The 14,130-nt window shown below is 63.8% G+C and carries 12 protein-coding genes; 10 read left to right on the top strand and 2 right to left on the bottom strand.

The window, feature by feature from the left end; genetic code table 11:
- The first annotated feature begins 62 nt into the window (after positions 1 to 62).
- Positions 63 to 1,397, top strand: coding sequence for a methylenetetrahydrofolate--tRNA-(uracil(54)-C(5))-methyltransferase (FADH(2)-oxidizing) TrmFO (trmFO, locus tag WKI89_RS11135; RefSeq protein WP_337869693.1), 1,335 nt, complete (start codon positions 63 to 65; stop codon positions 1,395 to 1,397).
- Here the strand turns inward: trmFO and WKI89_RS11140 are convergent.
- Complete coding sequence (locus tag WKI89_RS11140) at positions 1,372 to 1,848, bottom strand: hypothetical protein (RefSeq protein ID WP_337869641.1); 477 nt, start codon at positions 1,846 to 1,848, stop codon at positions 1,372 to 1,374. The genes trmFO and WKI89_RS11140 overlap by 26 nt on opposite strands.
- Positions 1,849 to 1,924: 76 nt before the next feature.
- Here WKI89_RS11140 and glmM point away from each other — a divergent pair, with 76 nt between their 5' ends.
- The 4 genes from glmM to rnr all read left to right on the top strand — a co-directional run bounded on the left by glmM (position 1,925) and on the right by rnr (position 7,800).
- A complete protein-coding gene (gene glmM, locus WKI89_RS11145; protein WP_337869642.1) occupies positions 1,925 to 3,235 on the top strand; it encodes a phosphoglucosamine mutase in 1,311 nt (436 codons plus the stop codon).
- Between the two features lies 1 nt (position 3,236).
- Positions 3,237 to 3,641, top strand: coding sequence for a thioesterase family protein (locus tag WKI89_RS11150; RefSeq protein WP_337869644.1), 405 nt, complete (start codon positions 3,237 to 3,239; stop codon positions 3,639 to 3,641).
- 415 nt (positions 3,642 to 4,056) lie between these two features.
- Positions 4,057 to 5,292 (top strand): aspartate aminotransferase family protein, encoded by a 1,236-nt coding sequence (locus WKI89_RS11155; RefSeq protein ID WP_337869646.1) that lies wholly within the window; start codon positions 4,057 to 4,059, stop codon positions 5,290 to 5,292.
- Between the two features lie 60 nt (positions 5,293 to 5,352).
- Positions 5,353 to 7,800: a ribonuclease R gene (gene rnr / locus WKI89_RS11160; RefSeq protein WP_337869648.1), complete on the top strand. Its 2,448-nt coding sequence runs from the start codon at positions 5,353 to 5,355 to the stop codon at positions 7,798 to 7,800.
- Between the two features lie 38 nt (positions 7,801 to 7,838).
- Here rnr and WKI89_RS11165 read toward each other — a convergent pair whose 3' ends face one another.
- Complete coding sequence (locus tag WKI89_RS11165; RefSeq protein ID WP_337869649.1) at positions 7,839 to 8,318, bottom strand: CAP domain-containing protein; 480 nt, start codon at positions 8,316 to 8,318, stop codon at positions 7,839 to 7,841.
- 87 nt (positions 8,319 to 8,405) lie between these two features.
- Here WKI89_RS11165 and coaE point away from each other — a divergent pair, with 87 nt between their 5' ends.
- From coaE to pta, 5 genes are read left to right on the top strand one after another with little or no spacing between them, the layout of a single operon-like run.
- On the top strand, positions 8,406 to 8,984 hold the full coding sequence (gene coaE / locus WKI89_RS11170; protein ID WP_337869651.1) for a dephospho-CoA kinase: 579 nt from the start codon (positions 8,406 to 8,408) through the stop codon (positions 8,982 to 8,984).
- Positions 8,981 to 9,769 carry a helical backbone metal receptor gene (locus tag WKI89_RS11175; protein ID WP_337869652.1) on the top strand — a complete coding sequence of 263 codons (789 nt, stop codon included), beginning with the start codon at positions 8,981 to 8,983 and terminating at the stop codon, positions 9,767 to 9,769. Before coaE ends, WKI89_RS11175 begins: the two co-directional genes overlap by 4 nt.
- Positions 9,770 to 9,811: 42 nt before the next feature.
- Entirely contained in the window at positions 9,812 to 10,747 is a 936-nt protein-coding gene (locus tag WKI89_RS11180) for an aldose 1-epimerase (protein ID WP_337869653.1), read from the top strand.
- On the top strand, positions 10,744 to 11,925 hold the full coding sequence (locus WKI89_RS11185) for an acetate kinase (protein ID WP_337869654.1): 1,182 nt from the start codon (positions 10,744 to 10,746) through the stop codon (positions 11,923 to 11,925). The genes WKI89_RS11180 and WKI89_RS11185 overlap by 4 nt, the downstream gene beginning before the upstream one ends.
- The gene (gene pta / locus WKI89_RS11190) at positions 11,922 to 14,006 is read left to right on the top strand and encodes a phosphate acetyltransferase (protein WP_337869655.1); all 2,085 of its coding nucleotides are present in this window, start codon (positions 11,922 to 11,924) and stop codon (positions 14,004 to 14,006) included. Before WKI89_RS11185 ends, pta begins: the two co-directional genes overlap by 4 nt.
- Positions 14,007 to 14,130: the final 124 nt, after the last annotated feature.

The raw sequence follows: 14,130 nt of genomic DNA on the forward strand, positions 1-14,130 counted from the left end.
TAAGTGTATGGTGCCATAGAAAGGTGTACGGGTGGTGAAGCCTGGATTACACTACAGGGATGATGAAGACCAAGGTGCATGTGATTGGAGCTGGCCTGTCGGGTGCGGAGGCAGCGTTCACAGCGGCCCGGCTGGGGGCGCAGGTTCGGCTGTATGAGATGCGGCCCCAGCGCATGACCCCCGCCCATCAGACCGGACACTTTGCCGAGCTGGTCTGCTCCAATAGCCTGGGGGGTGAGGGCGAGACCAACGCCAAAGGATTGTTGCAGGCTGAGTTGCGGGCCACTGGCTCGCTGGTGATGCAGGCCGCCGACCGGAACCGGGTGCCGGCGGGCGGGGCGCTGGCGGTGGAGCGGGAGGGATTTTCGCAGGAGATTACCCGGCGGCTCGAGGCCCACCCCAACATCGAGGTGGTGCGGGAAGAGTTAACGAGGATCCCTCCGGACGGCATTACCGTGCTGGCGACCGGCCCCCTCACCTCCGACGGCCTCTCGGAGCACCTGCGTGGACTGCTAGGCGACGAATTCCTGGGGTTCTACGACGCCGCCGCGCCGGTGGTGCTGGGCGAAAGCATTAACATGGAGGTGGTCTACCGGGCCGGGCGGTACGGCCAGAGCGCCGACTACTTAAACTGCCCTCTGAACGAGGCACAGTACCGCCGGTTTTACGAGGTGCTGAGCCAGGCCCGCAAGCACACCCCCCACGAATGGGAGAAGCTCGAGTTCTTCGAGGGTTGTATGCCCATCGAGGAAATTGCCCGTCGCGGCTTCGACACCCCGCGCTTTGGCCCCATGAAACCGGTGGGCCTGCCCGACCCCCGAACCGGTCAGGAGCCCTACGCGGTGGTGCAGTTGCGGGCCGAGGATCGGCGCGGCCAGATGTGGAGCCTGGTGGGCTTCCAGACCGGGTTGAAGTGGGGCGACCAGAAGCTGGTGGTGCAGAGCATACCGGGTCTGGAAAACGCCGAGATCGTGCGCTATGGGGTGATGCACCGCAACACCTACCTGTGCGCCCCCCGGCTGATCGAGCCCACCCTGCGGTTCCGGGCATACCCCAACCTGCTGGTGAGCGGGGTGCTATGCGGGGTGGAGGGTTACCTCGAGTCCGCAGCCACCGGTTTTCTGGCCGGCCTCAATGTGGCCCGGCTGGCCCAGGGCCAGGAAGCCCTGGTTCCACCCGAAGCGACGATGCTGGGTGGCCTGGTGCGGTACCTGGCCAGCGCCAACCCCGACAACTTCCAGCCCATGAACGCCAACTGGGGGCTGGTGCCCGCCGAAGGCGGACGGGGCAAAAAGTCCGAGAAACGGGCCCGGATGTTCCAGCGGGGGCTGGCCGGGTTTCGGGCCTGGCTGGCCCGGTCGGTGGGCCTGGTTAGCGAGGAAATACTGGCAGGTTGAGGGCGGCCAGGCTGGCGTACACCACCTGCCAGCCCTGCTCGCCAAACACCAACTGGGCCTCGCCGCTACGCCGCACCGGACTGCCGTCCAGCACGGCCAGCAGGCTGAAGCGCAGGGTAGCCTGGTTGCCCGATAGGCGGGTTTGCAGGTTCTCGAGGCTAAATCCATCCAGCCGAACCCCGCTGCGGCCGAACGCCACCGAAGGGTTCTGCAGGAAGCGCTGGCTCCAGAGTGGATCGTTGCATTTCAAGCCTTCGAACACCTGGCGCAGGGCGTTTTCGGCCAGCAGGGCCGAAGGCTGGGGGCGCAGGTTGGGGTCGGGGCGGGCGATGGCCTCGAGGGCGGCCCTGGCCCAGTGGCAAGGGGGCACATCCACAAAGGGCGAGGTGCCCGCTGCAGGCTGTGCCAGCGAAAAGCCCCCCAGGAGAAACAGGGCCACGAGCTTTTTCATGGCCTCAAAGTGACAGATGGGGCGACTTTCCACAAGGGAACCGGATACCTTTCGGAGTAGGTATAAACTGTGCAAGATGGAACGTAAATACTTTGGAACCGACGGGGTGCGGGGCGTGGCCGGGGAGCCACCGCTGACGCCTGGGTTTGTGCTCAAGCTGGGCCAGGCCGCGGGGGCGTTCTTCAAAAGCACAGTCAAGCGGCCGGTAATTTTGCTGGGCAAGGACACCCGTCAGTCCTGCGATATGCTCGAGGCCGCCCTGGCCGCGGGCCTGATGTCCCAGGGCGTACGGGTCGAGCACCTGGGGGTGCTGCCCACCCCTGGGGTGGCCTACCTGACCAAGGCCCTGGAGGCCACCGCCGGCGTGATGATCTCCGCCAGCCACAACCCCTACCAGGACAACGGCATCAAGTTTTTTAGCGCTGCCGGTGACAAGCTGCCCGACCAGGCAGAAAGCGAGATCGAGGGCCTGCTGGAGCGCGAGTTCAAAACCGATGGCATCGGCACGGTTTCCGACTTCCGCGAGGCCGAGCGGATGTACCTGGACTTCCTGTCTTCCAAAGGTGGCAGTCTGGAAGGGCTCAAGGTGGCCCTCGATACCGCCAACGGGGCTACCTACCGCCTGGCCCACCGGCTTTTTCAGCGGCTGGGGGCCGAGGTGTTCGTGATGTTCAACACCCCCGATGGGCGCAACATCAACAAAGGGTGCGGTTCGACCCACCCCGAGTTTTTGCGCCAGCAGGTGGTGGAGATGGGCTTTGACCTGGGGGTGGCCTTCGACGGCGACGGCGACCGGGCCATCCTGGTAGACCGGCAGGGGCGCGAGTTCCACGGCGACCACGTGCTCTACCTAAACGCCCTGGTGCGGCGCGAGCCGGGGGTGGTGGGCACCCTGATGAGCAACATGGGCCTCGAGGTCAAGCTGCGCGAGGCTGGCATCAGCTTCTACCGCACCGCCGTGGGCGACCGCTACGTCTACGAGAAACTCAAGGCCTCGGCCCTGACCCTGGGCGGGGAGCAGAGCGGCCATGTGCTCTTCCTCGACCACGCCCCCACCGGCGACGGTATGCTCACGGCCATCCTGACCCTAGCAGCCATGCGCGAGTCCGGGCGCGACCTTTCCGAGTGGTACGAGGCCCTGCCCATGTACCCGCAGATTCTGAAGAATGTGCGGGTCGCTGATAAGCAAAAGGTCATGCAGCAGCCCGAGCTGCACCAGGCCATCCAGGAGGCCGAACAAAAGCTATCGGGCCAGGGGCGGGTCAACGTGCGGCCTTCCGGTACCGAGCCGCTGGTGCGGGTGATGGTGGAAGGCCCCGCCGAACTCATCGAGCCGGTTTCGGCGGAACTGGTGGCACTGGTCGAGCGCCTGGGAAGTGCCAGCTAGTATGAAGGTACGCCTGCCCATTACCGTCCGCTACGCCGAGACCGATGCCATGGGGGTGGTGCACCACAGCAGCTATGTGGTCTGGCTCGAGGCCGCACGGGTGGAGTGGCTCAACCAGATTGGGCTTCCCTACACCCAGATTGAAGCCCAGGGTCTGGCTTTCGCGGTGGTGGAAATTGGTCTAACATACCGCAGTCCGGCCCGGTTCGGCGGTACAGTCGAGGTCGAGACCTGGCTCAGCGAGGCCACCTCGCGCACGTTGCAGTACCGCTACCGGGTCTGGAAGGGCCAAACCCTGCTGGCTGAGGGCTTCACCCGCCACCTCTGCCAGGACCCCAGGGGCAAGGCGGTGCGGATTCCCGCTGCAATTGCAGAAACGCTCCATAAGCGTCTGGTGTCGGACTGAGTATAGGCCGGCCCTACCCTGGAAGTATGGCTCAGGTGCGGGAAGCAGGGATCAGCAAAGTGGCCTACACCCTGCTGGGGCAGCCCATTACCTGAAAAAGCACGGACGCTTGCCCGAGCACATCAGAGGCCCCTAGAACTACCTTCCCGCCAACCACATTATCGAGCGGCGGGGCCTCGAGTTTGAACTCACCGAGGACGAGCAGCTCGTCTAAGAGGCCATCCTGCGCAAGCGACGGCTGCTTGGAGGCTCGGCGGTGCTGCCGGACGAGGAGGACAAATCATCCAAGCCCACCAAGAAACCCAGAGGTAAAAAGCGTGCCTGAAGGTTTAGTGAGATCGGTATTGCATCGCTAACAAACCACGCTAACAGCAAACAAGCAGCGTCCACCGGCGTGATAAACTTAGGGCCGACCATGACCCTTTTCGAACAGTTCGAGCGTCACATCAACCCCGGTCTGGCCGGGCTGCTGCGCTTCACCGGGCTGGACAAGGTGGAGTCCCACGCCGAAGGGGTGTACGTCTGGGACACCGAAGGCAAGCGCTACCTGGACTTTTTAGGCCTCTACGGAACCCTATCCCTGGGCCACCGGCATCCCAAAGTGGTGGCTGCGGTCAAGGCCCAGCTCGACAAGATGCCCATGTCGGTGCGGGTGATGGTTTCCGAGCCCACCACCAGGCTGGCCGCCCGCCTGGCCGAGATCACCCCCGGCGACCTTTCGATGGTCTATTTTGGTAACTCGGGCACCGAGGGGGTGGAGGCGGCGCTCAAATTTGCCCGCTTCTACACGGGCAAACCCGGCTTTATCACCACCCAGGGGGGTTATCACGGGAAAACCATGGGGGCCCTATCGGTTACCCCGCGCGAGCACTACCAGCTGCCAGCGCGGCCCCTGGTGCCCGGCGTGACGGTGGTGCCCTATGGCGATGCCCAGGCCATTGAAGCGGCGATTGGCCCCGACACCGCCGCGGTGATCGTGGAGCCCATCCAGGGCGAGGGGGGCATCAGGGTGCCGCCCGAGGGGTATCTGCGGGAGGTGCGGCGCATCACCCGCGAGAAGGGCGTGCTGATGATTGCCGACGAGGTGCAGACCGGCCTGGGCCGCACCGGCAGGCTCTGGGCGGTGGACTGGGAGGGGGTAGAGCCCGACATCCTGGTGAGTGCCAAGGCCTTGGGGGGTGGGGTGATGCCCATCTCGGCCACCATCTGCCGCCCGGAAATCCTGGGCATCTACAAAACCGAGCCCCTGATTCACTCCACCACCTTTGGGGGCAACCCGCTGGCCGCCGCCGCGGCGCTGGCAGCCATCGAAGTCACACTGGAAGAGGATATGCCGGCCCGGGCCCTCGAGATGGGCCGCTACTTGATAGGGCAGCTCACAAGCCTGCAACGGGCCTACCCCGAGTTTATCCAGGAGGTGCGGGGCCGGGGCCTGCTGGTGGGCCTCGAGTTCACGGACGCCGATATCGGGGCGGTGGTGGTGGCCGAGCTGGCGACGCGCGGGGTGCTGACCGCTTTTGGCCTCAACAACCCCAAGGTGGTGCGGCTGGAGCCCCCCCTGATTGTGGAGAAGACCCACATTGACGAGTGCCTCGAGGCCCTGGAGGGGGCTTTGAAAGCCACCCAGTTGGCTTTCGAGGGTGTGCTGTAGCCGAATACCCCGCGCGGGTGCTCTATGATGGTGCGAGGAGCGCCTCGTCCTGAAAACACCATGCTAGAGCAACGGATCTACGAGCACCTCAAAAAGCACCCCAAAAAGCGCTTTAGCCTGCGCGAGCTGGTGCGGGGCCTGCGGCTCGACAAGGACGAGGCCAAAGAAGCCCTGGACTTGCTGGTGGCCGAGGGGAAGGTGATCGAGCCACGGCGCAAGCTCTACCAGCTCCCCGAGGGGCTGGGGAAAAAGGGCCTCGAGGGCCGCCTGCAAGCCCATGCAGCGGGTTTCGCTTTTGTCATCCCCACCCACCCCGACCTGCCCGACCTGTACATCCCCAAAGGCCACCTGGGCGGGGCCTGGCACGGCGACCTGGTACGGGCTGAGCCGCGCCCACCGGGCCGCGACGGCAAGCCCTGGGGGGTGGTGGTGGAGGTGCTCGAGCGGGCGCACCATCAGGTGGTGGGGCGGCTGTACTTCAAGCAGGGGTTTGCCTGGCTCAAGCCCGACGATGCCCGGCTACCCGCGCTCAAGCTCCAGCCGGAGGGCCTCGAGGGCCTGGAAAGCGGGGCGCGGCTGGTGGTGCGGGTCACCTTCCCCAGCGGGCGCAAGCCGCAGGAACCCTATGGGGAGTTTGCGGGCTACTTAGGCCAGGGGGATAGCCCCGAGGTCGAGACCGAGGCCATCATCGCCAAGTACGAGCTGAGAAGCGTTTTTCCGCCCGAAGCCCTGGCCGAGGCCGAAAAAGTAGCCCATCTGGATCCCAAAGAAGTTGCGCGCCGCGAGGACTTCCGGGCCTTGCGGGTTTTTACCATTGACGGGGCCGACGCCAAGGACTTCGACGACGCCATCCACCTCGAGCTGCTCCCCAACGGCAACTACCGCGTGGGCATTCATATCGCCGACGTCTCGCATTACGTGCGGGAGTTCTCCCCTCTCGACCACGAGGCCTATGCCCGCGCCACCAGCGTCTACCTGCCAGGGCTGGTGCTGCCCATGCTGCCCGAACAGCTTTCCAACGGCATCTGCTCGCTCAAGCCCCACGAGGATCGGCTGGTGCTCTCGGTTCTGGTGGAGCTGACCCCCAAGGGCCGGGTCAAGGACTACCGCTTCGCCGAGGGGGTGATCCGCAGCGTGGCCCGGCTGACCTATACCGAGGTGGAGGCTTTCGCCGAGGCGCTCGAGGCCCCGGAAAAGGCCCCGGCCCCTGTCCTGCCCGACTGGAGCCTCGAGCTCCAGAACGACCTACAGCAACTCCTCACCCTCACCCAGACCCTCAAAGCCCGCCGCCTGGAACAGGGCGCGCTGGATTTTCGCTTCACCGAGGTCAAGGTGGAGGTGGACGAAGATGGCAACCTGCACCTGATACCCCAGAAAGAACCCAGGGCCCGCAGCCTGATCGAAGAGCTGATGCTGCTGGCCAACCGGGTGGTTGCCAAACACCTGGCCGAGCGACAGATCCCCACCCTTTTCCGCGTCCACGAAGACCCCAGCGAGGAGGCCTACAACAAGCTGGTGGCTGCGCTGGGCCGGCTGGGTTATAGCCTGCCGGGCGGTGAGCTCTCCCCCAAAGCCTTGCAGGCTATCCTGAAGAAAGCCGAGGGCCGCCCCGAGGAGGCGGTGGTCTCGACCCTGCTGCTGCGCTCCTTGCGCCTGGCCCGCTATGCTGCCGAGAACCTGGGGCACTTCGGCCTGGCCGCCGAACACTACCTGCACTTCACCAGCCCCATCCGGCGCTACCCCGACCTGGTGGTGCACCGGGTTCTGCGCGCGCTACTCAAGCGTCGGATAACTCAGGCCCGCAAGGAAGACTGGGCCCAGCGCTTCCCCAAAATTGCCGAGCATGCCTCGGAACGGGAGCGGGCCGCCGAGAGTGCCGAGCGCGAGCTGACCAAGTACTACCAGTGCCTGTGGGCAGAGAAGCACCAAGGCGAAACCTTCCGGGGCACGGTCTCGGGCGTCACCGGGTTTGGGGTGTTCGTGAGCCTGGACAACGGGGTGGAGGGCATGATCCGGCTGGGGGCCCTCGAGGACGACCATTACCAGCACATCGAAGAACTGCTGGCCTTGGAAGGCCTGCGCACCAAGCGCCGCATTCGCCTAGGAGACGAGATGGAAGTAAAGATAGAAGGAGCCAACCCTTCGGCCCGGCAGATTGACCTGGTGCCGACCGAAAAGTTTTATCAGACCGAAAACCAACCCGAAGCCGAGCAGTCCAAGAGAAAAAAGCGCCGTAGGGGTAAGCGCGGAAAAGCCGCCGAACCCCAGACTGCAACGCCCAGCAAACCGGCGCGCAAAGTGGTGGCAACCGAACCCAAAAGCCCGGCCCCGCACGCCCGGGCCCGCTCGAGGCGGGTGGTGGGCCCCCCCGACGAGCGTGGGGGTTTCCAGAAGCCGGTCAAGGTCAAGGCGCAGAAAATCTACTTTGGTTCGTGGGGTGGCGACCAAGAGCAAGCTCCATCCGGCCAGGCGGAGAAGTCCGTCAAGAAAAAGCGCCGCCGCCGCTAAATACCTCACTGGAAGCAGGGCAAGTCCGCCTCGAGCACCTAACGAGGCTGGGCCATCACCAGCACCCAGTAGTCCCCCCGCTTGACCATGCCCATCTCGCGCAGGTGGGGGGCCATCAGGGTGTCGCAGTGACCCTGGGTGCTCGCCAGCCAGGCTGCTACCGCTTCGGTAGCCTGTTCGTAGCCCTCGGCCAGGTTCTCGCGGATTTCCACATAGTGGTAGCCGTTCTGTTGGCCGCGGATGGCAACCGCGTAGGTGGTGCTCGAGCCCTCGTAATGGCTCAACACACCGCTCTGCTGGAGGTACTCGGCCCGCTGGCGGGCCACTTCTCCCAGCAAACCATTCCAGCTTAGTGCAGGGGCCGCAGCGTAAGGGGTGGAGTTGCAGGTGCGGGCCTGGGCGCGGGCCTGGTTGACGGCGTTCAAGGAGGACAGATGGTCCTCCGGGGTATACGAGACCTCAGAGCCAGCAGTGCAGGCTGCCAGTACGGTCAACAAGGAAGCCAGAACCCATCGCATAGCCCCAGTTTGACAACCCTTGTTGGCCTGGCCGGTGAAGAAGTCACCACGGGGCGTTACATGAAGAGCGCGGTATGCTAGGCCCTGATGCGGCTTATTGGCCTTACCGGCAGCATCGGCAGCGGCAAGAGCACGGTGGCCCAGCGTTTGCGGGCGCTGGGCATGCCGGTGTTGGATGCCGACGAATACGCGCGCGAAGCGGCGCGGGTTCTCAAGGCGGAAATCTGCCAGGCCTTCCCCGAGGCCTGCCTCGAGGGCGAGCTCGACCGGGCTGCGCTGGGGCGGCTGGTGTTTAGCGACCCTGCGGCCCGTCGGCGGCTCGAGGCCCTCATCCACCCCTATGTGCGCCAGCGGATGCAGGAAGAAACTGAAAAGGCCCGGCAGGCTGGGCATGGCCTGGTGGTGCACGATATCCCCCTGCTCTTCGAGGCTGGGCGCGAAGCGGATTTTGCCGGGGTGCTGGTGGTGGCCGCCCCCACCGCTTTGCGCAAGGCGCGCGTGAGGGCCCGCAGCGGCCTCAGCGAGGCCGAGTTCGAGGCCCGCGACCAGAGCCAGGTACCCCAGGAAGAAAAGGTGCGCCGCGCCACCTGGGTGATCTGGAACGACGCCGACCTGGACACCCTGCAGAAGCGGGTGGAGGCCTGGTACCGGGAGGTGGCCGGGTGAAGCTCACCCACGACTGGCTGGGGCCGCTCGAGCTGCCCGATAATGCCCAGCGCATCGTATCGCTGGCCCCCAACGTGACCGAGAGTCTCTTTGCCCTGGGCCTGGGCGGGCGGGTGGTGGGGCGCAGCGCCTTCTGCTACCGGCCCGCCGCCACGCTCTCACTACCGGTGGTCTCGAGCTACACCCGGGTGCGCTGGGAGCTGCTGGAAAACCTGCAACCCGACCTGCTGCTCATCAGCACCGGCGTACAGCGGGAATTGCTCCTTGAGCTGCACCGGCGGGGACTGCCCATCTTCCCGGTACCCCTGCCCCAAAGCCCCTATGGCATTCTGGAGAGCCTTGCGGTCTTGGGGGCGCTGCTGGGTGTAAGCGAGGCGGCCACCCAGCTTTGCGCCCGGCTGGCCGAGCGCTACCAGGCCCTGCACAAGGCGCTGCCCCCCCGGCGGGTCTACCTCGAGTTCGACCTGGGCGGCCCCATCACGGCAGGCCGGGGCAGCTACGTGGATGAGGCGCTGCGGCACCTAGGGTTGCAGAACATCTTCGCCGAGCACCCCCAGAGCTACTTCCCGCCCGACCTGGCCGAGGTGGTGCGCCGGGGGCCGGAGCTGTTCGTCTACGAGCCCAAACCCCACCGCTCGAGGCCCCTGGAAAAAGCCCAGCGCCTCCTGGCCGAGCGGGGCTGGAAGTACCCGCTGGTGGTTACGGGGGGCGACGAGCTGGCCCACTACGGCCCGCTGTTTTTCCAGTACCTCGAGGCCCTGGTCGGGCAGATACAAGCCCTTTAGTGGGGCTTGGATTTCCCGCTTCCAACCGTCAGACTAGGGCCGATGAGACTAGAGATCCTGCAAAACGAGCGTCTACGTCTTACGGTTGCCCCCGGGCTGGGGGCCAGTGTGGTGGGCCTCGAGCTCCACCAGGCGGGTTTCTGGCTGCCCATTCTGCGCCCCACCTCGCCCGCCGCCCTGGCGCAAAACTGCTCCCCCGAGACCTCGAGCTACGTCCTGGCCCCCTACTCCAACCGCATCCGGGAGGGGCGCTTTCGCTTTGCCGGCAAAACCTACCAACTTCGCCCGAACTGGGTGGATGGCCGGCAGACCATCCACGGCGAGGTGCATGGGCGACCCTGGAGCGCACAGCGCCTCGACGGGCACAACCTGCACTGCACTTTCGACGCTTCGGGCCTCCAAGACCTGAACTTCCCGTTCCCCTTCAGGGTGGAGGTAGCCTACCGGCTGCAGGGGGAAAGCCTGGAAATCTCAACCACGCTGGTGAATGTGGGAACTGAGCCCATGCCAGCGGGGTTTGGGCATCACCCATACTTTATGCGTCGTCTGGGTCTTTCGGACGAGGCCCGGCTGTCCTTCGAGGCCCAGGGCGTCTACCTGACCGATGCGAGCCGCCTCCCCACCCGGCCCGCCCAGGCCATTCCGCCGGAGTTCGATTTTTCGCGTGCCAGGCCGCTGGGGGCTACCCAGCTAGACCATGTTTTTGCTGGCTGGAAAGGGCGGCTGCAACTGGACTGGCCGGGTTCGGGCTGGCAGATGGCGCTCGAGGCCGACCCCATCTTCTCGCACCTAGTGGTCTTCACCGCGCCCGACGGCAGCGTGGCCCTCGAGCCCGTCACCCACGCCACCGATGGCTTCAACCTGTTGAGCCAGGGCTGGAGCGATACAGGGGTGCGGGTACTCGAGCCCGGCCAGGGCATCGAGGGCACGGTTTGGATGACTTTTACCCCACCTTCAAACGGTAGCATAGAGCCGTGAGCCTGACCCTGGTGTTGAATTGTGGCAGTTCTTCCATCAAGTTTGCTGTACTGAATCTTCAGGACAAACACAAGGCGCTTTCTGGGCTGGCCGAACGGCTGTTCGAGGCCCAACCCAGGCTAACAGTCAACCAATCTGGTCACACCGAAGAGCTGGAACTCTCGGGCCAGGGCCACAGAGTGGCGATGGGTGGTATTTTGCAAATCCTCAATAAACTGGGCTTGCGCGAACAGGTCGCGCAGATTGGTCACCGGGTGGTGCATGGGGGGGAGCGCTTCCAGCAGCCCACCCGTATTGACGAAGAGGTGCTAGCCCAAATCGAGGCTTGTGTGCCGCTGGCTCCGCTGCACAACCCCGCCAACTTACTGGGGATTCGGGCTGCACTGGAGGCTTTTCCAGGTCTACCGCAGGTAGCGGTTTTCGATACCTCGTTTCACCAGTCCATGCCCCCCAGAGCTTACCGCTATGCTGTACCTGAGAATTGGTACACCCAGCATGGCGTACGGCGCTATGGCTTTCACGGAACCAGCCATGCCTACGTGACCCAGGAAGCTGCACAAATGCTGGACCTCCCTCTACAAAACACCTGTTTTGTGAGTGCCCACCTGGGGAATGGCTGCTCGATTGCAGCGGTCAAGGGGGGGCGGAGCCTGGATACCAGCATGGGACTTACCCCGCTGGAAGGGCTGGTGATGGGAACCCGCTCGGGTGACCTCGACCCTGGAATCCATGCCTTTCTGGCCGAAAACCTAAATTTGAGCCTTTCCGAAGTAACCGATCTACTCAATAAGAAAAGCGGATTGCTGGGGTTGTCGAGCCTATCTAACGATATGCGCGAGCTGGAACAGGCTGCCGCCGGGGGCCATCCTGGAGCCCAGTTGGCCATCGAGGTCTTCTGCTACCGACTGGCCAAGTATGTGGCGGCCATGTACGTACCACTGGGCCGTCTGGATGCCCTCATCTTTACTGGTGGTATCGGTGAGAACAGCACTCTGGTGCGGGCTAAAACCTTGGGCTATCTGACCTGGTTGGGGTTTGCGTTGGACGCCGATCTGAACCGGGTCATGATCCGAGGCAACAGCGGTTTAATCACCCAACCGGGAAGTCCCCCTGCATTGGTAGTTAGGACCAACGAGGAGCTTATGATTGCTTTGGAAGTGCAGGAAGTGCTGTCATGAAAGCGATTTTTGTGGCCCCTACCCGGCCTTCGGTAGGCCTCACCACCACGGCCCTGGGGGTGGTACGGGCCTTGCAGCGTGCAGGTCTTCAGGTAGGGTTTTGCAAACCGGTGGCGCAAGACCATTCGACCCCTGACCGTAGCGTGCATTTTGCCCGAGAAGTTTGCCGAATTGCCGCACCTGACCCCATTGCGCTGGTAAAAGCCGAAGCCCTCCTGAGCGAAAACCAGACCGATGATCTGCTTGAGGAAGTGATGCAGGTCTACCAGCAAGCCGCCGAGGGAGCAGATGTGGTGGTGATCGAAGGGCTTTCGCTGGGGCGTTCCAACCCATATGCCATGCAGCTCAATGGCGATATGGCCTGCAACATAGGCGCTACCACGCTGCTCGTCACCACGTTGCAAGGCTCCACTCCCAAAGAGGTAGCCGATGGGTTGGAACTGGCCTTGCCCTACTTTGCGCTTTCGCAGGCACAAGGGGTTGCAGGCTACGTGCTCAACTATGCCCCGCCCTCCGAGCAGACCTATACCTCCAAACTGCGAACCCGCAAAAAAATACTTGCCGAGGCCCGCATGGCTCAGTTGGGGGTCATTCCACTCGACCCGGAGCTAGCCGCCCCGCGCACCCTGGATGTGGCCCAGTATCTAGGGGCCACGGTTCTGAACGAGGGCGAAATCGCCCATAGACGTGTGGTGAATAGTATTATCTCGGCCCGCAGCGTGCCTCACATTGTGGATTTGCTGCGCCCCGGTACCCTCGTCATCGCTTCCGGTGACCGCGACGATGTGATAATGGCGGTCAGCCTGGCCCACCTGAGCGGTATTCCACTGGCTGGGCTGCTGCTAACCTGGAATGCCCGTCCAGACGAGTCCATTGCCCGCCTGTGCCGTACGGCCCTGGCCTCGAGCCTGCCGGTATTGATGGTGGAGTCGGACACTTATACCACCGCAGGCAGGCTCAGCCAGATGGACAACCAAACCCCCCTCGACGACCTCGAGCGCTTCGAGTGGATGCTGGAATACGTGGCCGACAAACTCGAGCTCACGCCCCTGCTAAACCGCATTCACCAGCCTGAGGAGCGGCGTATGACCCCCTCCGCCTTCCGCTACGAACTTATCCGGCGGGCCAAGGCCGCCCAAAAGCGCATCGTGTTGCCAGAAGGCGACGAACCACGAACCGTCAGGGCCGCTGCCATCTGCCACGAAAAGGGAATTGCCCAGTGCATCTTGTTGGCACAACCCAAGTCGGTGCAGGCGGTCGCCGAAGCGCAGGGCATCCTACTCCCACGCAGCATCGAGATCGTAGACCCGGCCTCGGTGCGGGCACGCTACATCGAGCCGATGGTGGAGCTGCGCAAGCACAAGGGCCTCACCACAGAACTGGCCGAGCAGGAGCTGGAAGATAATGTGGTGCTGGGAACTATGATGCTGGCGCTGGATGAAGTGGATGGGCTGGTTTCCGGGGCTATTCACACCACGGCCAATACCGTACGTCCAGCCTTGCAACTCATCAAGACGGCGCCAGGGGTCAAGCTGGTCAGCAGCGTGTTTTTCATGTTGATGCCCGAGCAGGTGCTGGTCTATGGCGATTGCGCCATCAACCCCGACCCTACACCAGAAGAACTCGCCGACATCGCTATCCAGTCGGCAGAGTCGGCTATGGCCTTTGGAATCACCCCCAGGGTGGCCATGATTTCCTACTCCACCGGCACTTCGGGCCAGGGAACCGATGTGGAGAAGGTGGCGTTGGCCACCCAAATTGCCAAAGAAAAACGCCCCGATCTGCTGATTGATGGCCCACTCCAATACGATGCGGCCAGCGTTGAGAGCGTAGGACAACAAAAAGCCCCTGGCAGCCCTGTCGCCGGTCGGGCTACCGTCTATATCTTTCCCGACCTCAACACCGGTAACACCACCTACAAAGCTGTTCAGCGCAGCGCAAGAGTGCTGAGCATTGGCCCCATGCTGCAAGGCTTGCGCAAGCCCGTCAACGATCTGTCGCGGGGTGCGCTGGTGGATGACATCGTGTATACGATCGCGCTTACAGCGATCCAAGCTATTGGAACTGGAAAGAAGGGATAGGGAAGAGGGCTTTGAGCTTAGAACCTGGGTTTGTGTAAGGAGCAGGCCAAAAGCGATCCCCTGCCATTTCAGAGTCTGTTTCCATTTTCGTGGTTTGAGTCGCGCCCGTAGCGTTCCTCTATAT

It is taken from the genome of Meiothermus sp. (assembly GCF_037443965.1).
Lineage (GTDB): Bacteria > Deinococcota > Deinococci > Deinococcales > Thermaceae > Meiothermus.